This window comes from Escherichia sp. KTE159 (genome assembly GCF_000408805.1).
Classification (GTDB): domain Bacteria; phylum Pseudomonadota; class Gammaproteobacteria; order Enterobacterales; family Enterobacteriaceae; genus Escherichia; species Escherichia marmotae.
In genome coordinates, this window is the sequence record NZ_KE137292.1 from 2,958,754 (window position 1) to 2,980,491 (window position 21,738).

The 21,738-nt window shown below is 51.8% G+C and carries 16 protein-coding genes and 1 tRNA gene; 12 read left to right on the forward strand and 5 right to left on the reverse strand.

Annotated elements, in window-relative coordinates:
• Positions 1-41: 41 nt before the first annotated feature.
• A complete protein-coding gene (gene tsaD / locus A31E_RS07700) occupies positions 42-1,055 on the reverse strand; it encodes a tRNA (adenosine(37)-N6)-threonylcarbamoyltransferase complex transferase subunit TsaD (RefSeq protein WP_001264356.1) in 1,014 nt (337 codons plus the stop codon).
• A gap of 237 nt (positions 1,056-1,292) precedes the next feature.
• Between tsaD and rpsU the strand changes: the two genes are divergently transcribed.
• From rpsU to rpoD, 3 genes are all read left to right on the forward strand, one after another.
• A complete protein-coding gene (gene rpsU, locus A31E_RS07695) occupies positions 1,293-1,508 on the forward strand; it encodes a 30S ribosomal protein S21 (protein WP_001144069.1) in 216 nt (71 codons plus the stop codon).
• A 110-nt stretch (positions 1,509-1,618) separates the two neighbouring features.
• Positions 1,619-3,364, forward strand: coding sequence for a DNA primase (gene dnaG / locus A31E_RS07690; protein WP_000918813.1), 1,746 nt, complete (start codon positions 1,619-1,621; stop codon positions 3,362-3,364).
• 194 nt (positions 3,365-3,558) lie between these two features.
• Positions 3,559-5,400, forward strand: coding sequence for an RNA polymerase sigma factor RpoD (rpoD, locus tag A31E_RS07685; RefSeq protein WP_000437384.1), 1,842 nt, complete (start codon positions 3,559-3,561; stop codon positions 5,398-5,400).
• 79 nt (positions 5,401-5,479) lie between these two features.
• Here the strand turns inward: rpoD and mug are convergent, their stop codons facing one another.
• Positions 5,480-5,986, reverse strand: coding sequence for a G/U mismatch-specific DNA glycosylase (gene mug / locus A31E_RS07680; RefSeq protein WP_000227305.1), 507 nt, complete (start codon positions 5,984-5,986; stop codon positions 5,480-5,482).
• Positions 5,987-6,111: 125 nt separating this feature from the next.
• Between mug and A31E_RS07675 the strand changes: the two genes are divergently transcribed.
• Positions 6,112-6,187: transfer RNA gene (locus A31E_RS07675), tRNA-Ile, on the forward strand.
• Between the two features lie 58 nt (positions 6,188-6,245).
• Here the strand turns inward: A31E_RS07675 and nfeF are convergent.
• On the reverse strand, positions 6,246-7,010 hold the full coding sequence (gene nfeF, locus A31E_RS07670) for an NADPH-dependent ferric chelate reductase NfeF (RefSeq protein ID WP_000185302.1): 765 nt from the start codon (positions 7,008-7,010) through the stop codon (positions 6,246-6,248).
• Between the two features lie 277 nt (positions 7,011-7,287).
• Between nfeF and nfeR the strand changes: the two genes are divergently transcribed.
• Positions 7,288-7,917 carry a DNA-binding transcriptional regulator NfeR gene (gene nfeR / locus A31E_RS07665; protein WP_000017992.1) on the forward strand — a complete coding sequence of 210 codons (630 nt, stop codon included), beginning with the start codon at positions 7,288-7,290 and terminating at the stop codon, positions 7,915-7,917.
• A 117-nt stretch (positions 7,918-8,034) separates the two neighbouring features.
• Here nfeR and aer read toward each other — a convergent pair whose 3' ends face one another.
• Positions 8,035-9,555 carry an aerotaxis sensor receptor Aer gene (gene aer / locus A31E_RS07660; protein ID WP_001517126.1) on the reverse strand — a complete coding sequence of 507 codons (1,521 nt, stop codon included), beginning with the start codon at positions 9,553-9,555 and terminating at the stop codon, positions 8,035-8,037.
• A 418-nt stretch (positions 9,556-9,973) separates the two neighbouring features.
• On the opposite strand from aer, the gene ygjG reads away from it, so the two are divergent.
• The gene (ygjG, locus tag A31E_RS07655) at positions 9,974-11,353 is read left to right on the forward strand and encodes a putrescine aminotransferase (RefSeq protein WP_032141512.1); all 1,380 of its coding nucleotides are present in this window, start codon (positions 9,974-9,976) and stop codon (positions 11,351-11,353) included.
• Between the two features lie 43 nt (positions 11,354-11,396).
• On the opposite strand, the gene A31E_RS07650 is transcribed toward ygjG, so the two are convergent.
• Entirely contained in the window at positions 11,397-11,729 is a 333-nt protein-coding gene (locus A31E_RS07650) for a tRNA-binding protein (RefSeq protein WP_001517127.1), read from the reverse strand.
• Positions 11,730-11,947: 218 nt separating this feature from the next.
• Here A31E_RS07650 and ebgR point away from each other — a divergent pair, with 218 nt between their 5' ends.
• From ebgR to ygjK, 6 genes are all read left to right on the forward strand, one after another.
• Positions 11,948-12,931, forward strand: coding sequence for a transcriptional regulator EbgR (gene ebgR, locus A31E_RS07645; RefSeq protein ID WP_000212448.1), 984 nt, complete (start codon positions 11,948-11,950; stop codon positions 12,929-12,931).
• Positions 12,932-13,114: 183 nt separating this feature from the next.
• The gene (ebgA, locus tag A31E_RS07640; protein ID WP_016249228.1) at positions 13,115-16,207 is read left to right on the forward strand and encodes a beta-galactosidase subunit alpha; all 3,093 of its coding nucleotides are present in this window, start codon (positions 13,115-13,117) and stop codon (positions 16,205-16,207) included.
• The gene (locus A31E_RS07635; RefSeq protein WP_001517130.1) at positions 16,204-16,653 is read left to right on the forward strand and encodes a beta-galactosidase subunit beta; all 450 of its coding nucleotides are present in this window, start codon (positions 16,204-16,206) and stop codon (positions 16,651-16,653) included. The genes ebgA and A31E_RS07635 overlap by 4 nt, the downstream gene beginning before the upstream one ends.
• Positions 16,654-16,715: 62 nt before the next feature.
• Positions 16,716-18,149: an amino acid permease gene (locus A31E_RS07630; protein WP_001285444.1), complete on the forward strand. Its 1,434-nt coding sequence runs from the start codon at positions 16,716-16,718 to the stop codon at positions 18,147-18,149.
• A gap of 140 nt (positions 18,150-18,289) precedes the next feature.
• Complete coding sequence (gene ygjJ / locus A31E_RS07625) at positions 18,290-19,360, forward strand: protein YgjJ (protein ID WP_016249229.1); 1,071 nt, start codon at positions 18,290-18,292, stop codon at positions 19,358-19,360.
• Positions 19,361-19,376: 16 nt separating this feature from the next.
• A complete protein-coding gene (gene ygjK, locus A31E_RS07620; RefSeq protein WP_000695443.1) occupies positions 19,377-21,728 on the forward strand; it encodes an alpha-glucosidase in 2,352 nt (783 codons plus the stop codon).
• Positions 21,729-21,738 lie beyond the last annotated feature (10 nt).

Genomic DNA, 21,738 nt, shown 5'->3' on the forward strand with positions numbered 1-21,738 from the left:
TTCAGCCCGTGCTTATCCTTTTCACAGGCTGAATCATAGCCTTACGCAGCCGGTAACTCTGCCAGTGGCCAGCGCGGACGCACACTCACGCCGAGATCCGCCGTCGCGCCTGCTTTAAACCGCACCATTCCGGCATAGGCGATCATCGCGCCGTTATCGGTACAAAACTCCGGACGCGCGTAGAATACCTCGCCACGACGCTTTTTCATCATTTCCGCCAGTTTCGCCCGCAGCGTGCGGTTAGCACTCACGCCGCCAGCCATGACCAGTCGCTTAAAGCCCGTCTGATCCAGCGCTCGCTTACACTTAATCATCAACGTATCGACCACCGCATCTTCAAAGGCGCGAGCGATATCAGCACGCGTCTGGTCGTCGGTGCCGTTGTCACGAATGGTATTTGCCGCGAAGGTTTTCAGGCCAGAGAAGCTGAAATCCAACCCCGGACGGTCGGTCATCGGACGCGGGAAGACAAAGCGCCCGGCAGTACCCTGGGCGGCCATTTTCGACAGTAACGGCCCGCCTGGATAATCCAGCCCCAGCAGCTTCGCGGTCTTATCAAACGCTTCCCCGGCAGCGTCATCAATGGACTCACCGAGCAACTCGTACTGACCAATACCAGTGACGCTGATTAACTGCGTATGACCGCCGGAAACCAGCAGCGCGACAAACGGAAATTCCGGTGGGTTATCTTCCAGCATCGGCGCTAACAGATGCCCTTCCATATGGTGTACCGGGATCGCCGGAACGCCCCAGGCAAACGCCAGCGAACGCCCGACCGTTGCGCCAACCAACAGCGCGCCGACTAATCCAGGGCCTGCGGTATAGGCCACTGCATCAATATCTTTTGCTGTCAGCCCGGACTCTTTCAGCGCCGCCTGGATCAACGGTACGGTTTTACGCACGTGATCGCGGGAGGCCAATTCAGGCACTACGCCGCCGTAGTCAGCGTGTAATTTCACCTGACTATACAATTGGTTGGCTAACAAACCTTTTTCATCGTCGTAAATGGCGATGCCGGTTTCATCGCAAGAAGTTTCAATACCCAGTACACGCATGACTTGTTTTACCTCGCTTTATTACCGCGCAGTGTAGGACCAATGCGGGTTGATGTAAAACTTTGTTCGCCCCTGGAGAAAGCCTCGTGTATACTCCTCACCCTTATAAAAGTCCCTTTCAAAAAAGGCCGCGGTGCTTTACAAAGCAGCAGCAATTGCAGTAAAATTCCGCACCATTTTGAAATAAGCTGGCGTTGATGCCAGCGGCAAACCGAATTAATCAAAGGTGAGAGGCACATGCCGGTAATTAAAGTACGTGAAAACGAGCCGTTCGACGTAGCTCTGCGTCGCTTCAAGCGTTCCTGCGAAAAAGCAGGTGTTCTGGCGGAAGTTCGTCGTCGTGAATTCTATGAAAAACCGACTACCGAACGTAAGCGCGCTAAAGCTTCTGCAGTGAAACGTCACGCGAAGAAACTGGCTCGCGAAAACGCACGCCGTACTCGTCTGTACTAATTCCCCGAGAGCGTTGCTCTCCGATCAGACCGAGTTGTAGTTGTAAGGCCGTGCTTCCGAAAGGAATGCGCGGCTTATTTTCGTTTATGAATTGCTAAAAATCGGGGCCTATGGCTGGACGAATCCCACGCGTATTCATTAATGATCTGCTGGCGCGCACTGACATCGTCGATCTGATCGATGCTCGTGTGAAGCTAAAAAAGCAGGGCAAGAATTTTCACGCGTGTTGTCCATTCCACAACGAAAAAACCCCGTCCTTCACCGTCAACGGTGAGAAACAGTTTTACCACTGCTTTGGATGTGGCGCGCACGGCAACGCGATCGACTTTCTGATGAACTACGACAAACTCGAGTTCGTCGAAACGGTCGAAGAGTTGGCGGCAATGCACAATCTTGAAGTGCCATTTGAAGCAGGCAGCGGCCCCAGCCAGATAGAGCGCCATCAACGGCAAACTCTTTATCAGTTGATGGACGGTCTGAATACGTTTTACCAACAATCTTTACAGCAACCTGTTGCTACATCTGCGCGCCAGTATCTGGAAAAACGCGGATTAAGCCATGAGGTAATCGCCCGTTTTGCGATTGGTTTTGCGCCCCCCGGCTGGGACAACGTCCTGAAACGGTTTGGCGACAATCCAGAAAATCGCCAGTCATTGATTGATGCAGGCATGTTGGTAACCAACGATCAGGGCCGCAGTTACGATCGTTTCCGCGAGCGGGTGATGTTCCCCATTCGCGATAAACGCGGTCGGGTGATTGGTTTTGGTGGGCGCGTGCTGGGCAACGATACCCCAAAATACCTGAACTCGCCGGAAACTGATATTTTCCATAAAGGCCGCCAGCTTTACGGTCTTTATGAAGCGCAGCAGGATAACGCTGAACCCCAGCGTCTGTTGGTGGTCGAAGGCTATATGGACGTGGTTGCTCTGGCGCAATACGGTATTAATTACGCCGTTGCATCGTTGGGTACATCGACCACTGCCGATCACATTCAGTTGTTGTTCCGCGCGACCAACAATGTCATTTGCTGTTATGACGGCGACCGCGCAGGTCGTGATGCCGCGTGGCGAGCGTTAGAAACTGCGCTGCCCTATATGACAGATGGTCGTCAGCTACGCTTTATGTTTTTACCGGATGGCGAAGACCCTGACACGCTGGTACGCAAAGAAGGTAAAGAGGCGTTTGAAGCGCGTATGGAGCAGGCCATGCCGCTCTCTGCGTTTCTGTTTAACAGCCTGATGCCGCAAGTTGATCTGAGCACACCTGACGGGCGTGCGCGTTTAAGTACGTTGGCGCTGCCGCTGATTTCTCAGGTGCCCGGAGAAACATTGCGCATCTATCTTCGTCAGGAATTAGGCAACAAGTTAGGCATACTTGATGACAGCCAGCTTGAACGATTAATGCCGAAAGCAGCGGAGAACGGTGTTTCTCGTCCTGTTCCGCAGCTAAAACGCACGACCATGCGTATACTTATAGGGTTGCTGGTGCAAAATCCAGAATTAGCGACGTTAGTCCCGCCGCTGGAAAATCTGGATCAAAATAAGCTCCCCGGACTTGGCTTATTCAGAGAACTGGTCAACACTTGTCTCTCTCAGCCAGGTCTGACCACCGGGCAACTTTTAGAGCACTATCGTGGCACAAATAATGCTGCCACCCTTGAAAAACTGTCGATGTGGGACGATATAGCAGATAAGAATATTGCTGAGCAAACCTTCACCGACTCACTCAACCATATGTTTGATTCGTTGCTTGAACTGCGCCAGGAAGAGTTAATCGCTCGTGAGCGCACGCATGGTTTAAGTAATGAAGAACGCCTGGAACTCTGGACATTAAACCAGGAGCTGGCGAAAAAGTGATTTAACGGCTTAAGTGCCGAATAGCGATCGGGAAGCCCCCGACAGCCGCACTGAGAGGCAGCGGCAATGATATAAGTACGCCCTCGTAATTATCGTTGGCGGTAAACAACCGTTGGATTTCAGCATTAATATCTGAATGATATCCGGTCAATCGCCCAACACCAACCTCATGAAATAAGTGTGGATACCGTCTTATGGAGCAAAACCCGCAGTCACAGCTAAAACTTCTTGTCACCCGTGGTAAGGAGCAAGGCTATCTGACCTATGCCGAGGTCAATGACCATCTGCCGGAAGATATCGTCGATTCCGATCAGATCGAAGACATCATCCAAATGATCAATGACATGGGCATTCAGGTGATGGAAGAAGCGCCGGATGCCGATGATCTGATGCTGGCTGAAAACACAGCAGACGAAGATGCTGCCGAAGCCGCCGCACAGGTGCTTTCCAGCGTGGAATCTGAAATCGGGCGCACGACTGACCCGGTACGCATGTACATGCGTGAAATGGGCACCGTTGAACTGTTGACCCGCGAAGGCGAAATTGACATCGCTAAACGCATCGAAGACGGGATCAACCAGGTTCAATGCTCCGTTGCTGAATATCCAGAAGCGATTACCTATCTGCTGGAACAGTACGATCGCGTTGAAGCGGAAGAAGCACGTCTGTCCGATCTGATCACCGGCTTTGTCGATCCGAACGCAGAAGAAGAACTGGCACCAACCGCCACTCACGTCGGTTCAGAGCTTTCTCAGGAAGATCTGGACGATGACGAAGATGAAGACGAAGAAGATGCCGACGACGACAGCGCCGACGATGACAACAGCATCGACCCGGAACTGGCTCGCGAAAAATTTGCTGAACTGCGTGCCCAGTATGTTGTAACGCGCGACACCATCAAAGCGAAAGGCCGCAGTCACGCAGCCGCTCAGGAAGAGATCCTGAAACTGTCTGAAGTGTTCAAACAGTTCCGCCTGGTGCCGAAGCAGTTTGACTACCTGGTCAACAGCATGCGCGTCATGATGGATCGCGTTCGTACACAAGAACGTCTGATCATGAAGCTCTGCGTTGAGCAGTGCAAAATGCCGAAGAAAAACTTCATCACCCTGTTTACCGGCAACGAAACCAGCGATACCTGGTTCAATGCAGCGATTGCGATGAACAAACCGTGGTCGGAAAAACTGCACGATGTCTCTGAAGAAGTGCATCGCGCCCTGCAGAAACTGCAGCAAATTGAAGAAGAAACCGGCCTGACCATTGAGCAGGTTAAAGACATCAACCGCCGTATGTCCATCGGTGAAGCGAAAGCCCGCCGTGCGAAGAAAGAGATGGTTGAAGCGAACTTACGTCTGGTTATTTCTATCGCCAAGAAATATACCAACCGTGGCTTGCAGTTCCTCGATCTGATTCAGGAAGGCAACATCGGTCTGATGAAAGCGGTTGATAAGTTCGAATACCGTCGTGGTTATAAGTTCTCCACCTACGCAACCTGGTGGATCCGTCAGGCGATCACCCGCTCTATCGCGGATCAGGCGCGCACCATTCGTATTCCGGTGCATATGATTGAGACTATCAACAAGCTCAACCGTATTTCTCGCCAGATGCTACAAGAGATGGGCCGCGAGCCGACGCCGGAAGAACTGGCTGAACGTATGTTGATGCCGGAAGATAAGATCCGTAAAGTGCTGAAGATCGCCAAAGAGCCAATCTCCATGGAAACGCCGATCGGTGATGATGAAGATTCGCATCTGGGGGATTTCATCGAGGATACCACCCTCGAACTACCGCTGGATTCTGCGACCACCGAAAGCCTGCGTGCGGCAACGCACGACGTGCTGGCTGGCCTGACCGCGCGTGAAGCGAAAGTTCTGCGTATGCGTTTCGGTATCGACATGAACACCGACCACACGCTGGAAGAAGTGGGTAAACAGTTCGACGTTACCCGTGAACGTATCCGTCAGATCGAAGCGAAGGCGCTGCGCAAACTGCGTCACCCGAGCCGTTCTGAAGTGCTGCGTAGCTTCCTGGACGATTAATCTGTAGGCCGGATAACACGTTCACGTCATATCCGGCACTCGTCTTGCTACTCTAACGCCACCTTTCTGGTGGCGTTTTTTATCGCCCACGCACTACCAGTGCCTGATCCAACTCCCGATATGCCTCAACCAGTTTCTCCAGAGAAACTCGACTTAAACCGCTGGGATTCGGCAATACCCAAATCTGCGTCGAACCAATGGTCAGCGTTTGTTTCCCCCACTGCACGCCGCGCTGACTGAATCCCTGTTCATACGCCTGCTTACCCAGAATCGCCAACGCCTGCGGCTGATAATTCTCAATTTTTTCAATTAGCTTGCGCCCACCTGCGTGCAATTCCTGCTTTGACACTTCATTAGCCTGCACCGTTGGCCTGTCAACCAGTTTGGTGACGCCACAACGATAATCCAGCAGATGCTGCGCTTCCTGCGGCTTCAACTGACGGTCGGTAAACCCGGCCTGATAAATCACCTTCCAGAAGCGATTCGCCGGATGGGCAAACGGAAAACCAGACTCCGCGGAAGAAAGACCCGGATTGATGCCACAAAACACCACACGCAATCCTGGCGCAAGAATATCGTCAACCATATTAACTCCTGAACAACACAACCCGCAGGAAGTATAACGAATTGAAAACACATTGTTTATAAAAACAGCAGCCGCGCGGTAATGGCTGGATTGCGACACGGAGTTACTTTATAATCCGCTACCATGGCCCCTTAGCTCAGTGGTTAGAGCAGGCGACTCATAATCGCTTGGTCGCTGGTTCAAGTCCAGCAGGGGCCACCAGACACAGCAAAAGGCTGACGAGAAATCGTCAGCCTTTTGTTTTTTTCTTTCTGTTCAATCACTTCGCGTGCCAATAAGCCGCTGCGCGTACCCGCTGTGGATCATACTGTTCCGCTTCAAAGCGACGGCTTAAATTCTTAACCACTTTTCCTTCACCGGTTATCCAGATGAAGTAATCATCGGCAGGAATTGCCAACTGCGCCAGACGCGCGTCCACCGCCTGCTCATCATGCGTCAGCCATTCGATGTTAAAACCGTCAAGGTGCGCGAGATAATCCTGACAGGCGTTATCCCGCACGCTGACCAGCGCAGTAACTTGCGGTTTAACGGCAAGTTTGCTCAACGTTTCCAGGCGGCGGCGCAGTGCAGGCATTCCGGACTCATCGCAGACATACACCTGATACGCGTAATCCTCCGGCACCACCAGCGAACCTCGCGGTCCGGCCACCGTGAGTTTATCGCCTGGTTGCGCCTGCATCGCCCAGCCGCTGGCGACGCCGCCGTCGTGTATAAAGAAATCGATCGCCAGTTCATGGCGTTGTTCATCGTACAGCGGCGTATAGTCACGCGACGGCGGGCGCGGTCCTTCCGGCCAGACGATACCTTCTTCCGTTACTGTTGGCGGCACAAAATGAGCGTCAGTTTGAGGAAAGAAGAGTTTGCTGTGATCGTCAAAGCCGCGCGACGTAAAACCGTCCAGCGCCTCGCCGCCAAGGACAATACGCTGAAAACCAGCGCTGATACGCTCAACACGTAACACAGTCAGTTCACGGAAGCGCAGATCATTTCGAACGCGCTGTGGGTAGCGGGGAGAGTTAGTCATTGTTATCGCCTTCGTGATGGTAATCAGATATATCTAAATAAAATTCACAAATGATAATGATTGCTAATCATGATAAATGCAAGCAATTTGTAGAATTGATATATCTGAAGTATGTGAAGGCATTCAGCACCATAGCAAGGCTGCCGGATGCGGCGTGAACGCCTTATCCGGCCTACATGTTGAGCACATCTGCGTTTAAAAATCATTTTTGCACTTGCAGTAATGTTCACATTAGATATAAATTAGATATATCTAATTAAGCAACAGGAGGCTGATTATGAGCCATCATCACGAAGGGTGTTGTAAACATGAAGGCCAGCCACGCCATGAAGGCTGCTGCAAAGGTGAGAAGTCAGAACACGAGCACTGCGGGCACGGTCATCAGCATGAGCACGAGCATGGTCAATGCTGCGGTGGTCGTCACGGTCGCGGCGGTGGTCGTCGGCAGCGTTTCTTTGGTCACGGTGAATTGCGTCTGGTGATTCTGGATATTCTTTCACGCGATGACAGCCACGGTTACGAGTTGATTAAAGCGATTGAGAATCTGACCCAGGGAAATTACACCCCAAGTCCGGGCGTCATCTATCCGACGCTGGATTTTCTCCAGGAGCAGTCGCTGATTACCATCCGCGAAGAAGAAGGCGGCAAGAAGCAGATTGCGCTAACCGAACAGGGCGCGCAGTGGCTGGAAGAAAATCGCGAACAAGTGGAAATGATTGAAGAGCGGATCAAAGCCCGCTGCGTTGGCGCTGCGCTACGCCAGAACCCGCAAATGAAGCGGGCGCTGGATAATTTTAAAGCGGTGCTGGACTTACGTGTCAACCAGAGTGACATCAGCGACGCGCAGATAAAAAAGATCATTGCGGTAATTGACCGCGCCGCTTTTGATATTACGCAACTGGATTAATCACCGATTGCCGGATGCGGCGTGAACGCCTTATCAGCCTACGCGCCCGTAGGCCTGATAAGATGCGCCAGCATCGCATCAGGCATTGTGTACCAACCATGATATCCGGCATACCGATTAATGCAGCACCGTCACCGCGTCTTCCAGTCGGCTGGCGCGGTGTTTAACCATCGCTGACACCTGCGCGCTCTCTTCCACCAGCTCGGCGTTTTTCTGGGTAATCAGGTTAAGTTCATCTACCGCACGGGTCAGACTGGAAAGCCCATCAGCTTGTTCCAGCGTTGAATGGCTAATCTGAGCAATCAACTGAGTTACGTTTTTCACCTGCGCCACAATATCGTCCATCGTCCGTCCGGCAGCGTGCACTTGTTGTGAACCGGATTGCACCTTATCAGCACTGGCATCGATCAGCTTGCGAATATCGTTGGCAGCATTGGCGCTGCGGCTGGCTAAATGACGTACTTCGCCCGCAACCACCGCAAAACCTTTACCCTGCTCTCCGGCACGCGCCGCTTCCACCGCCGCATTCAGCGCGAGGATATTGGTCTGAAAAGCAATATCGTTAATCAGCGAAGTAATAGTGCCAATGCGCTGAGTACTGTCTGCAATATCATCCATCGTTTTGATCACCGTGGTCATCGCTTCCCCGCCCTGCACTGCCGCATTACTGGCGGTAATAGAAAGTTTATCGGCAGCCGAAGCCGTGGCAGAGTTCTGTTTTACCGACGCTGCCATCTGATTCATGGTCGCTACCGTTTGCTGAACATTATCTACCGTCTGCTGAGTATGTTCGTTAAGTTCATCGGTGCCTTTTGCCAGCGTTTCACTGCCGCTTCTGACGCTGGAAACCTGGCTTGATACGTCATTAATCAACCAGCGGCACATCAAACCAAGCTGCCCTACTGCCCGCAACGTCAACCCCAGTTCATCACTGCGATTCAGATGATCAACACTGTTACACTCACCGGTCGCCACCTTCAGCGCCTGGCTGGCGACATTTTCTATCGGACGAATAATCTGCCATTCAAAACAGGCAATTCCTGACAGCATCACTAACGCACAGAGGAAATAATTCACCACTGGTGCGGCGGCAAACCAGAGCATGGTCGCCAGCGCGATAAACATCAGCGCCATCACTCCACGCGCCCGCCAGCGAAGCGGCAATGAAGGGAGTTTTCCCAACCAGCCTTTACGCACCACTAAACCTTTATGGATACGCTTATTTGTGCGCCCGACATTCAACGCCTTGTACAGCGGCTCTACTGCTGCGATCTCTTTATCCGTCGCCCGCGTGCGAATCGACATATAGCCACTGATTTTGCCATCGCGCACCATCGGCACCGCGTTCGCCCGCACCCAATAATGATCGCCATTTTTATGCCGATTTTTCACGATTCCACTCCAGGGTTCCCCCTGTTTCAGGGTGTACCACATATCAGCAAAGGCCGCTTTCGGCATATCCGGATGGCGCACCATGTTATGCGGCTGCCCCTGTAACTCCCGCAATGTATAGCCGCTAATCTGCACAAAAGTGTCATTAGCATGTGTGATATAGCTTTGTAGATTGGTAGTAGACATCAGAGTGGTATCGTCAGCCAGCGGGATATTTTGCTGGGTGACATACGGATGAGAAGACATAATCGCGTCCTGTGCAGGTTATATTGTTGTTAACTTCTTGTCGGAAGTTATGTCGGCCCCGGCGCGGTTATCTTTAGCGGTTTAATTTGATTTAGATCGCAATTTGCGATTAAAGCACAAAATGTAATCCATTGATTTAAAATACTTTCATCCTGTTACTATGCGATAACATTAATTACATTGCCCAAAAAACAGGCATTTGCTGCCCTGAAAGAGTGCATTTACATAACAAGCGCAAAATCCATACTCGATAGAAATCGTACCAAATAACAACAAATGTTAACAATCAGCATTAAATGTTGCACGGATGATTGCTGCATTTGTGTTTATCCCGATTTTCGCAATCGCAGCCGGAGTGGCGCAATCCCTGCAATACTTAAATCGGTATCATGTGATACGCGAGCCTCCGGAGCATATTTTGAACAGGTTACCTTCGAGCGCATCGGCTTTAGCGTGCAGCGCCCACGCCCTGAATCTCATTGAAAAGCGAACGCTGGATCATGAGGAGATGAAAGCACTTAACCGGGAGGTGATTGAATACTTCAAAGAACATGTCAATCCGGGATTTTTAGAGTATCGCAAATCTGTTACCGCTGGCGGGGATTACGGAGCCGTAGAGTGGCAAGCGGGAGGTTTAAATACGCTTGTCGACACCCAGGGACAGGAGTTTATTGACTGCCTGGGAGGTTTTGGAATTTTCAACGTGGGGCACCGTAATCCAGTTGTAGTTTCCGCCGTACAGAATCAACTTGCGAAACAGCCACTGCATAGCCAGGAGTTGCTCGATCCGTTACGGGCGATGCTGGCGAAAACCCTTGCCGCGCTGACGCCCGGTAAACTGAAATACAGCTTCTTCTGTAATAGCGGCACCGAGTCCGTTGAAGCGGCGCTAAAACTGGCGAAGGCTTATCAGTCACCGCGCGGCAAATTTACTTTTATTGCTACCAGCGGCGCGTTCCACGGCAAATCGCTTGGCGCACTGTCGGCCACGGCGAAATCGACCTTCCGCAAACCGTTTATGCCGCTGCTGCCGGGTTTCCGTCATGTACCGTTTGGCAATATTGAAGCCATGCGCACAGCCCTTAGCGAGTGCAAAAAAACCGGTGATGATGTTGCCGCAGTGATCCTTGAGCCAATTCAGGGCGAAGGTGGTGTAATTCTGCCGCCGCCGGGTTATCTCACCGCCGTACGTAAGCTGTGCGATGAGTTCGGCGCACTGATGATCCTCGATGAAGTGCAAACGGGCATGGGGCGCACGGGCAAGATGTTCGCCTGCGAACATGAGAACGTTCAGCCGGACATCCTGTGCCTGGCGAAAGCCCTCGGCGGCGGCGTGATGCCGATTGGCGCGACCATCGCCACCGAAGAGGTATTCTCAGTGCTGTTCGACAATCCGTTTCTGCATACCACCACTTTTGGCGGCAACCCGCTGGCCTGTGCGGCAGCGCTGGCAACCATCAACGTGTTGCTGGAACAGAATTTACCGGCCCAGGCTGAGCAAAAAGGCGATATGTTGCTGGACGGTTTCCGTCAACTGGCGCGGGAATATCCCGATCTGGTGCAGGACGCGCGCGGCAAAGGAATGTTGATGGCGATTGAGTTTGTTGATAACGAAATCGGCTACAACTTTGCCAGCGAGATGTTCCGCCAGCGCGTGCTGGTTGCCGGAACGCTCAACAATGCCAAAACGATCCGCATTGAACCGCCACTGACACTGAGCATTGAACAGTGTGAGCAGGTGATCAAAGCGGCGCGTAAGGCGCTGGCCGCCATGCGAGTAAGTGTCGAAGAGGCGTAATACCGATGGCGGATAGCGAGGCAAATTCGCCATCCGCCATTTTTTATACGATACGCACGCCCGCAGGCATCATCCGCTCCGGCGTTAATAACACGCTTTCACTGCCGTCATCAGTTTCTGCACACAACAGCATGCATTCCGAGGTTTCACCGCGCATTTTTGCTTTTTGCAGATTGCACAGTACCACCACCGTTTTACCCATCAGCTCTTCTTCGCGGTAGTACGGCACCAGGCTGGTCACGGTTTGCAGCGTTCTTTCACCGACATCAACCTGTACGATGTACAGCTTGTCGGCGTTTTCATGGCGTTTAACTTCCACAATCTTCCCGACACGCATTTCCAGACGCGCAAAATCAGCGTAAGCCACGGTTTCCATTGTTTCTCCCCTTCAAGTAAAATTTTACTAAACTATAGCAAAAGTTTTTCTGAATCCTGTAGGCTAAAAATAGAGAATGCAGGCGTGATCACATTCGTAAGCCACTGTGTTACCGTTACAGCGTCAAAGAAACGCGCTTTATTTACTGAAAACAGGTGACCCAATAAGCACTTCCTCTACAATGAAGGCGCACATCAGGGAAAGTAAAAAAGGTAAACATGGCAACACTAAAAGACATCGCAATCGAAGCTGGCGTATCCCTGGCGACAGTATCCAGGGTCTTAAATGACGATCCGACATTGAATGTAAAGGAAGAGACGAAACATCGCATTCTGGAGATCGCAGAAAAGCTGGAGTACAAGACCAGCAGCGCCCGTAAATTACAGACTGGTGCAGTCAACCAGCACCATATTCTGGCCATCTACAGCTACCAGCAGGAGCTGGAGATCAACGACCCTTACTATCTGGCGATCCGTCACGGCATTGAAACCCAGTGCGAAAAGCTGGCGATCGAACTGACCAACTGTTATGAGCACAACGGCTTGCCGGACATTAAAAACGTCACCGGCATTTTAATTGTCGGCAAGCCCACGCCTGCCCTACGCGCCGCCGCCAGTGCGTTAACCGATAATATCTGTTTTATCGACTTTCACGAGCCAGGCAGCAATTACGATGCGGTAGATATCGATCTGGCACGCATCAGTAAAGAAATCATCGATTTCTATATTGCTCAGGGTGTAAATCGCATCGGTTTTATTGGCGGCGAAGACGAGCCAGGCAAAGCAGATATTCGCGAAGCGGCATTTGTCGAGTATGGTCATCTCAAGCACGTTGTGCGCGAAGAGGATATCTGGCGCGGCGGTTTTTCCAGCTCGTCAGGCTATGAACTGGCAAAACAAATGCTGGCGCGGGAAAACTACCCGAAGGCATTGTTTGTCGCTTCCGATTCCATTGCTATCGGCGTACTACGGGCAATTCATGAACGTGGCCTGAACATCCCGCAGGATATTTCGCTTATCAGCGTTAACGACATTCCTACCGCGCGATTTACCTTTCCGCCGCTCTCAACCGTGCGAATCCATTCCGAGATGATGGGAAGCCAGGGCGTTAATCTGGTGTATGAAAAGGCTCGCGATGGTCGCGCGCTGCCGCTGCTAGTCTTCGTTCCCAGCAAATTAAAACTGCGCGGTACAACCCGCTAAATCCCCTCACACACTGTCTGGCAATCGTTTTTGCCGGACAGTGCTGCCGTTTATTTTCGTGATCCAGTTAAAGTAAATGCATTTACCTGCTACTTTTTAGTAAAAATTTTACTAAACTCCCCATCAATTACACAAACTACCATCGCCATAAATGGTTCCGATTTCTCTCTACCGGGAGGCCCTATGAATCGCTGGGAAAACATTCAGCTCACCCACGAAAACCGACTTACGCCGCGTGCGTACTTTTTTTCATATGATTCTGTTGCGCAGGCACGTACCTTTGCCCGCGAAACCAGCAGCCTGTTTCTGCCTTTAAGCGGTCAGTGGAATTTCCATTTTTTTGATCATCCGCTGCAAGTGCCAGAAGCCTTCACCTCTGAGCTAATGGCTGACTGGGGGCACATCACCGTCCCCGCCATGTGGCAAATGGAAGGTCACGGCAAACTGCAATATACCGACGAAGGTTTTCCGTTCCCCATCGATGTGCCGTTTGTTCCCAGCGATAACCCAACCGGTGCCTATCAACGTATTTTCACCCTCAGCGACGGCTGGCAGGGTAAACAGACGCTGATTAAATTTGACGGCGTCGAAACCTATTTTGAAGTCTACGTTAACGGTCAGTATGTTGGCTTCAGCAAGGGCAGTCGCCTGACCGCAGAGTTTGACATCAGTACGATGGTTAAAACCGGCGACAACCTGTTGTGTGTGCGCGTGATGCAGTGGGCTGACTCCACCTACGTGGAAGACCAGGATATGTGGTGGTCGGCGGGGATCTTCCGCGATGTTTATCTGATCGGTAAACAACTGACGCACATTAACGATTTCACCGTGCGTACCGACTTTGACGAAGCCTATTGCGACGCCACACTTTCCTGCGAAGTGGTGCTGGAAAATCTCGCTGCCTCCCCTGCCGTAACGACGCTGGAATATACCCTGTTCGACGGCGAACGCGTGGTGCACCGCAGCGCCATTAATCACCTGGTAATTGAAAAACTGACCAGCGCCAGTTTTGCTTTTACTGTCGAACAGCCGCAGCAATGGTCAGCAGAATCCCCTTATCTTTACCATCTGGTCATGACGCTGAAAGATGCCAACGGCAATGTTCTGGAAGTGGTGCCGCAACGCATTGGCTTCCGTGATATCAAAGTGCGCGACGGTCTGTTCTGGATCAATAACCGTTATGTGATGCTGCACGGCGTCAACCGCCACGACAACGATCATCGCAAAGGCCGCGCCGTTGGGATAGATCGCGTTGAGAAAGATATCCAGTTGATGAAACAACACAACATCAACTCTGTGCGTACTGCTCACTACCCGAACGATCCGCGTTTTTACGAACTGTGTGATATCTACGGCCTGTTTGTAATGGCGGAAACCGACGTCGAATCGCACGGCTTTGCTAACGTTGGTGATATCAGCCGCATTACCGACGATCCGCAGTGGGAAAAAGTCTACGTCGAGCGCATCGTTCGTCATATTCACGCGCAGAAAAACCATCCGTCGATCATCATCTGGTCGCTGGGCAACGAGTCCGGCTATGGCTGTAACATCCGCGCGATGTACCACGCGGCGAAGGCGCTGGATGACACGCGTCTGGTTCACTACGAAGAAGATCGCGATGCTGAAGTGGTCGATATTATTTCCACCATGTACACCCGCGTGCCGCTGATGAATGAGTTTGGTGAATACCCGCATCCAAAACCGCGCATCATCTGTGAATACGCCCATGCGATGGGTAACGGACCTGGCGGGCTGACGGAATACCAGAACGTCTTCTATAAGCACGATTGCATTCAGGGGCATTATGTCTGGGAGTGGTGTGATCACGGGATCCAGGCGCAGGATGACAACGGCAACGTCTGGTATAAATTCGGCGGCGATTACGGCGACTATCCCAACAACTATAACTTCTGTCTTGATGGTTTGATCTATTCCGATCAGACACCGGGGCCGGGTCTGAAAGAGTACAAACAGGTTATCGCGCCGGTAAAAATTCACGCGTTGGATCTGAATCGCGGCGAACTGAAAGTCGAAAATAAACTGTGGTTTACCACGCTTGATGACTACACCCTGCACGTAGACGTGCGCGCCGAAGGTGAAACGCTCGCGACGCAGCAAATTAAGCTGCGCGACGTTGCGCCGAACAGCGAAGCCCCCTTGCACATCACGCTGCCGCAACTGGACACCCGCGAAGCGTTTCTCAACATTACGGTGACCAAAGATTCCCACACTCGCTACAGCGACGCCGGGCACCCTATCGCCACTTATCAGTTCCCGCTGAAGGAAAACACTGCGCAGCCTGTGCCTTTCGCGCCGAATAACGCCCATCCGCTGACGCTGGAAGATGAACGTTTGAGCTGCACCGTTCGCGGCTACAACTTCGCAATCACCTTCTCAAAATTGACTGGCAAACCGACGTCATGGCAGGTGAATGGCGAATCACTGCTGACTCGCGAGCCAAAGATCAACTTCTTCAAGCCAATGATCGACAACCACAAGCAGGAGTACGAAGGACTGTGGCAACCGAATCATTTGCAGATCATGCAGGAGCATCTGCGCGACTTTGCCGTTGAGCAAAGTGATGGCGAGGTGTTGATCATCAGCCGCACGGTTATTGCCCCGCCGGTGTTTGACTTCGGGATGCGCTGCACCTACATCTGGCGCATCGCTGCCGATGGTCAGGTTAACGTGGCACTTTCCGGCGAACGTTACGGCGACTATCCGCACATCATTCCGTGCATCGGTTTCACCATGGGAATTAACGGCGAATACGATCAGGTGGCGTATTACGGACGTGGACCGGGCGAAAACTACGCCGACAGCCAGCAAGCTAACATCATCGATATCTGGCGCAGCAACGTCGATGCCATGTTTGAGAACTATCCCTTCCCGCAGAACAACGGCAACCGCCAGCATGTCCGCTGGGCGGCACTGACTAACCGCCACGGCAGCGGTCTGCTGGTGGTTCCGCAGCGCCCGATTAACTTCAGCGCCTGGCACTATACCCAGGAGAACATCCACGCAGCCCAGCACTGCAACGAGCTGCGGCGCAGCGATGACATCACTCTGAACCTCGACCACCAGTTGCTTGGCCTCGGCTCCAACTCCTGGGGTAGCGAGGTGCTGGACTCCTGGCGCGTCTGGTTCCGTGACTTCAGCTACGGCTTTACGTTGCTGCCAGTTTCTGGCGGAGAAGCCACCGCGCAAAGCCTGGCGTCGCATGAGTTCGGCGCAGGGTTCTTTTCCACGAATTTGCACAGCGAGAATAAGCAATGAGGATCATCGATAACTTAGAACAGTTCCGCCAGATTTACGCCTCTGGCAAGAAGTGGCAACGCTGCGTTGAAGCGATTGAAAATATCGACAATATTCAGCCTGGCGTCGCCCACTCCATCGGTGACTCATTGACCTATCGAGTGGAAAACGACTCCGCGACTGATGCGTTATTTACCGGACATCGCCGCTATTTTGAAGTGCATTACTACCTGCAAGGGCAGCAAAAAATTGAATATGCACCGAAAGAGATGTTACAGGTCGTGGAATATTATCGCGATGAAACTGACCGTGAATATTTAAAAGGCTGCGGAGAAACCGTTGAAGTTCATGAAGGGCAAATCATTATTTGCGATAACCATGAAGCGTATCGGTTTATCTGTAATAACGCAGTCAAAAAAGTCGTTCTCAAAGTCACCATCGAAGATGGTTATTTCCATAACAAATAACAACTACGGCGGCAAAAGGAGTTTGCCGCCACCGCTACCCTACTCATTTTCGGAGATGTGTTATGTCTGATACCAAACGTAATACAATCGGCAAATTCGGCTTGCTCTCGCTGACTTTTGCCGCCGTTTATAGCTTTAATAACGTCATCAATAATAATATTGAGCTTGGACTGGCCTCGGCACCGATGTTTTTCCTCGCGACGATTTTTTATTTTATTCCCTTCTGTCTGATCATCGCAGAATTTGTTTCGTTAAATAAAAACTCGGAAGCTGGTGTCTACGCATGGGTAAAAAGTTCGCTGGGCGGACGTTGGGCATTTATTACTGCCTATACCTACTGGTTCGTGAACCTGTTCTTTTTCACCTCATTATTGCCGCGCGTTATTGCTTACGCCTCGTATGCCTTCCTCGGCTACGAATATATTATGACGCCAGTTGCCACCACCATTATCAGCATGGTGCTGTTCGCCTTCTCCACATGGGTTTCCACCAACGGGGCGAAAATGCTGGGACCAATCACCTCCGTTACTTCAACGCTGATGCTGCTGTTAACGCTCTCCTACATTTTACTGGCAGGTACGGCGCTGGTTGGCGGCGTACAACCTGCAGACCCCATCACCGTTGACGCGATGATCCCGAACTTTAACTGGGCGTTCCTCGGCGTTACCACCTGGATCTTTATGGCCGCAGGCGGCGCAGAGTCCGTTGCTGTGTACGTTAACGACGTTAAAGGCGGATCGAAATCGTTCGTTAAAGTGATCATCCTCGCCGGGATTTTTATCGGTGTACTGTACTCCGTCTCCTCGGTGCTGATTAACGTCTTCGTCAGCAGCAAAGAGTTGAAATTTACTGGCGGATCGGTGCAGGTATTCCACGGCATGGCCGCATACTTTGGTCTGCCGGAAGCATTAATGAACCGCTTTGTTGGCCTTGTGTCCTTTACCGCGATGTTTGGTTCCCTGCTGATGTGGACCGCAACGCCGGTGAAAATTTTCTTTTCCGAAATCCCGGAAGGGATCTTTGGTAAGAAAACCGTCGAACTGAACGAAAACGGCGTTCCGGCGCGCGCGGCGTGGATCCAGTTCCTGATCGTGATCCCACTGATGATTATCCCGATGCTCGGCTCCAATACCGTGCAGGATCTAATGAATACTATTATTAATATGACCGCGGCAGCGTCCATGCTTCCGCCGTTATTCATCATGCTGGCCTATCTGAATTTACGCGCCAAATTAGATCACCTGCCACGTGATTTCCGTATGGGTTCCCGTCGCACCGGTATTATCGTTGTTTCAATGCTGATTGCGATATTTGCCGTAGGATTTGTCGCCTCGACCTTCCCGACCGGTGCAAATATTCTGACCATCATTTTTTATAACGTCGGCGGTATTGTTATTTTCCTCGGCTTTGCGTGGTGGAAATACAGCAAATATATAAAAGGATTAACGGCTGAAGAACGCCATATTGAAGCGACGCCAGCCAACAACGTGGATTAAGCAGACTAATAAAAAATGAGCAGGCATTTTCCCTCTTCCTGGATGGGGAGAGGGAAAATAGTTTCTGCCTGAGTATTTTTAACATTATTAATTATGTCGATAAAAGGCTGTACTTTTTCTTTAGCTCATGGATTAACATTATGAAATTTAATAGTACGCCTTGCAGAGCATTAGTTGCTCTGCCGTTTTGCTACGCGTTTTTTGCGGCCGCTGATGAAGCACGTCCGGCAGAACATGACGACACAAAAACACCCGCGATTACTTCGATGTCTTCTCCTTCATTTCGTTTTTACGGCGAATTAGGGGTTGGTGGATATATGGATTTAGAGGGTGAGAATAAACATAAATACAGTGACGGCACCTATATTGAAGGTGGCCTGGAGATGAAGTATGGCTCCTGGTTCGGCCTGATTTACGGCGAAGGCTGGACCGTGCAGGCCGACCACGACGGCAATGCATGGGTGCCTGACCATAGCTGGGGCGGTTTTGAAGGTGGGATTAACCGTTTCTATGGCGGTTATCGTACCAATGATGGCACCGAAATCATGCTGAGTCTGCGTCAGGATTCCTCACTGGATGACCTGCAATGGTGGGGCGATTTCACGCCCGATCTGGGCTACGTCATTCCCAATACCCGTGACATTATGACCGCGCTGAAGGTACAAAACCTAACCGGTAATTTTCGTTATAGCGTCACCGCCACACCTGCCGGACATCATGACGAAAGCAAAGCCTGGCTGCATTTTGGCAAATACGATCGCTACGACGATAAATACACCTATCCGGCAATGATGAACGGTTACATCCAGTATGACCTTGCCGAAGGCATCACCTGGATGAACGGTCTGGAAATTACCGACGGCACAGGACAGCTTTATCTCACTGGCCTGCTTACCCCGAACTTCGCCGCACGCGCCTGGCACCATACCGGACGCGCCGACGGGCTGGACGTACCGGGAAGTGAAAGCGGGATGATGGTGAGCGCCATGTATGAAGCGTTAAAAGGCATTTATCTCTCCACCGCTTACACCTACGCCAGACATCGCCCTGACCACGCAGACGATGAAACCACCTCTTTCATGCAGTTTGGTATCTGGTACGAATACGGTGGCGGACGTTTCGCTACGGCTTTTGACAGCCGCTTCTACATGAAAAATGCCTCTCACGATCCCAGCGACCAACTCTTCCTGATGCAATATTTTTACTGGTAATAAGGACAGTAATCTCATGAAAATCAAAACCATTTTAACGCCAGTAGCCTGCGCCCTGCTGATGAGCTTTTCCGCCCATGCCGCTAACGCCGACAATTATAAAAACGTGATTAACCGTACCGGCGCGCCGCAGTACATGAAGGATTACGATTACGACGACCACCAGCGTTTTAACCCATTTTTCGATCTCGGTGCCTGGCATGGCCACCTGTTGCCTGACGGCCCGAACACCATGGGTGGCTTTCCGGGCGTTGCACTGCTAACGGAAGAGTACATCAACTTTATGGCCACCAATTTCGACCGCCTGACTGTCTGGCAGGACGGCCAAAAAGTCGACTTCACACTGGAGGCATACAGTATTCCCGGTGCGCTGGTGCAAAAGCTGACAGCAAAAGATGTGCAGATAGAAATGACTCTGCGCTTCGCCACGCCGCGCACGTCACTACTGGAAACCAAAATCACCAGCGATAAACCGCTGGATCTGGTGTGGGACGGCGAGCTGCTGGAAAAACTGGAAGCGAAAGAAGGGAAACCGCTTTCTGATAAAACCATTACTGGCGAGTACCCTGATTATCAACGCAAGATCAGCGCCACCCGTGATGGCCTGAAAGTTACCTTTGGCAAAGTGCGCGCCACCTGGGATCTGCTGACCTCCGGCGAATCGGAATATCAGGTGCATAAATCATTACCGATGCAGACTGAAATCAACGGTAATCGCTTTACCAGTAAGGCGCATATCAACGGTTCGACGACACTCTATACCACCTATTCCCATCTGCTGACCGCCCAGGAAGTCAGCAAAGAACAGATGCAAATCCGCGATATTCTGGCGCGTCCGGCGTTTTATCTCACCGCCTCGCAGCGACGCTGGGAAGAGTACCTGAAGAAAGGGTTAACCAATCCGGATGCGACGCTGGAGCAGACGCGCGTCGCGGTGAAAGCGATCGAAACCCTCAACGGCAACTGGCGTTCGCCGGGCGGTGCGGTGAAATATAACACCGTCACGCCGTCGGTAACCGGGCGTTGGTTCTCCGGCAATCAGACCTGGCCGTGGGATACCTGGAAGCAGGCGTTTGCGATGGCGCATTTCAATCCGGACATCGCCAAAGAGAATATCCGCGCGGTCTTCTCCTGGCAGATCCAACCTGGCGACGCCGTGCGTCCGCAGGATGTGGGATTTGTGCCGGACCTGATTGCGTGGAACCTTAGCCCCGAGCGTGGCGGCGATGGCGGCAACTGGAATGAACGTAATACCAAACCCAGTCTTGCCGCCTGGTCGGTGATGGAAGTGTACAACGTCACCCAGGATAAAGGCTGGTTGGCAGAGATGTACCCGAAACTGGTGGCCTATCACGATTGGTGGTTACGTAACCGCGATCATAACGGCAACGGCGTACCGGAATATGGCGCAACCCGCGATAAAGCCCACAATACTGAGAATGGCGAGATGCTGTTTACAGTGAAAAAAGGCGACAAAGAAGAGACGCAGTCCGGGCTGAACAATTACGCCCGGGTAGTTGAGAAAGGCCAGTACGACAGCCTGGAAATTCCGGCGCAGGTTGCCGCGTCGTGGGAATCGGGGCGTGATGATGCAGCCGTCTTTGGTTTTATCGACAAAGAACAATTGGATAAATATGTCGCTAACGGCGGCAAACGTAGTGACTGGACGGTGAAATTCGCTGAAAACCGCAGTCAGGACGGGACGTTGCTGGGCTACTCGTTGTTACAGGAATCGGTGGATCAGGCCAGCTATATGTACAGCGATAATCATTATCTGGCCGAGATGGCGAAAATCCTCGGCAAACCCGAAGAAGCCAAACGTTATCGCCAGTTGGCAGTACAGCTCGCAGATTACATCAATACTTGTATGTTCGACCCGGCCACACAGTTCTACTATGACATACGCATTGAAGATAAACCGTTAGCGAACGGCTGCGCGGGCAAGCCGATTGTCGAGCGCGGTAAAGGGCCGGAAGGCTGGTCGCCGCTGTTTAATGGTGCAGCAACGCAGGCCAATGCCGACGCGGTGGTGAAGGTGATGCTGGACACCAAAGAGTTCAACACCTTTGTCCCACTGGGAACGGCAGCGTTAACCAATCCGGCCTTTGGCGCGGATATCTACTGGCGCGGGCGCGTATGGGTGGATCAGTTCTGGTTTGCTCTGAAAGGTATGGAGCGTTACGGTTATCGCGATGATGCCCTGAAACTTGCGGATACTTTTTTCCAGCACGCCAAAGGCTTAACCGCCGACGGTCCGATTCAGGAGAATTACAACCCGCTGACCGGCGCACAGCAAGGTGCCCCAAATTTCTCCTGGAGCGCAGCGCATTTGTATATGTTGTATAACGATTTTTTCCGTAAGCAGTAATTTACAACGG

Excerpts from the sequence above, each read along its gene's own strand:
- tsaD (WP_001264356.1), bottom strand. The coding sequence starts at position 1,055 with ATGCGTGTACTGGGTATTGAAACTTCTTGCGATGAAACCGGCATCGCC.
- rpsU (WP_001144069.1), top strand. The coding sequence starts at position 1,293 with ATGCCGGTAATTAAAGTACGTGAAAACGAGCCGTTCGACGTAGCTCTG.
- dnaG (WP_000918813.1), top strand. The coding sequence starts at position 1,619 with ATGGCTGGACGAATCCCACGCGTATTCATTAATGATCTGCTGGCGCGC.
- rpoD (WP_000437384.1), top strand. The coding sequence starts at position 3,559 with ATGGAGCAAAACCCGCAGTCACAGCTAAAACTTCTTGTCACCCGTGGT.
- mug (WP_000227305.1), bottom strand. The coding sequence starts at position 5,986 with ATGGTTGACGATATTCTTGCGCCAGGATTGCGTGTGGTGTTTTGTGGC.
- nfeF (WP_000185302.1), bottom strand. The coding sequence starts at position 7,010 with ATGACTAACTCTCCCCGCTACCCACAGCGCGTTCGAAATGATCTGCGC.
- nfeR (WP_000017992.1), top strand. The coding sequence starts at position 7,288 with ATGAGCCATCATCACGAAGGGTGTTGTAAACATGAAGGCCAGCCACGC.
- aer (WP_001517126.1), bottom strand. The coding sequence starts at position 9,555 with ATGTCTTCTCATCCGTATGTCACCCAGCAAAATATCCCGCTGGCTGAC.
- A31E_RS07650 (WP_001517127.1), bottom strand. The coding sequence starts at position 11,729 with ATGGAAACCGTGGCTTACGCTGATTTTGCGCGTCTGGAAATGCGTGTC.
- ebgR (WP_000212448.1), top strand. The coding sequence starts at position 11,948 with ATGGCAACACTAAAAGACATCGCAATCGAAGCTGGCGTATCCCTGGCG.
- ebgA (WP_016249228.1), top strand. The coding sequence starts at position 13,115 with ATGAATCGCTGGGAAAACATTCAGCTCACCCACGAAAACCGACTTACG.
- A31E_RS07635 (WP_001517130.1), top strand. The coding sequence starts at position 16,204 with ATGAGGATCATCGATAACTTAGAACAGTTCCGCCAGATTTACGCCTCT.
- A31E_RS07630 (WP_001285444.1), top strand. The coding sequence starts at position 16,716 with ATGTCTGATACCAAACGTAATACAATCGGCAAATTCGGCTTGCTCTCG.
- ygjJ (WP_016249229.1), top strand. The coding sequence starts at position 18,290 with ATGAAATTTAATAGTACGCCTTGCAGAGCATTAGTTGCTCTGCCGTTT.
- ygjK (WP_000695443.1), top strand. The coding sequence starts at position 19,377 with ATGAAAATCAAAACCATTTTAACGCCAGTAGCCTGCGCCCTGCTGATG.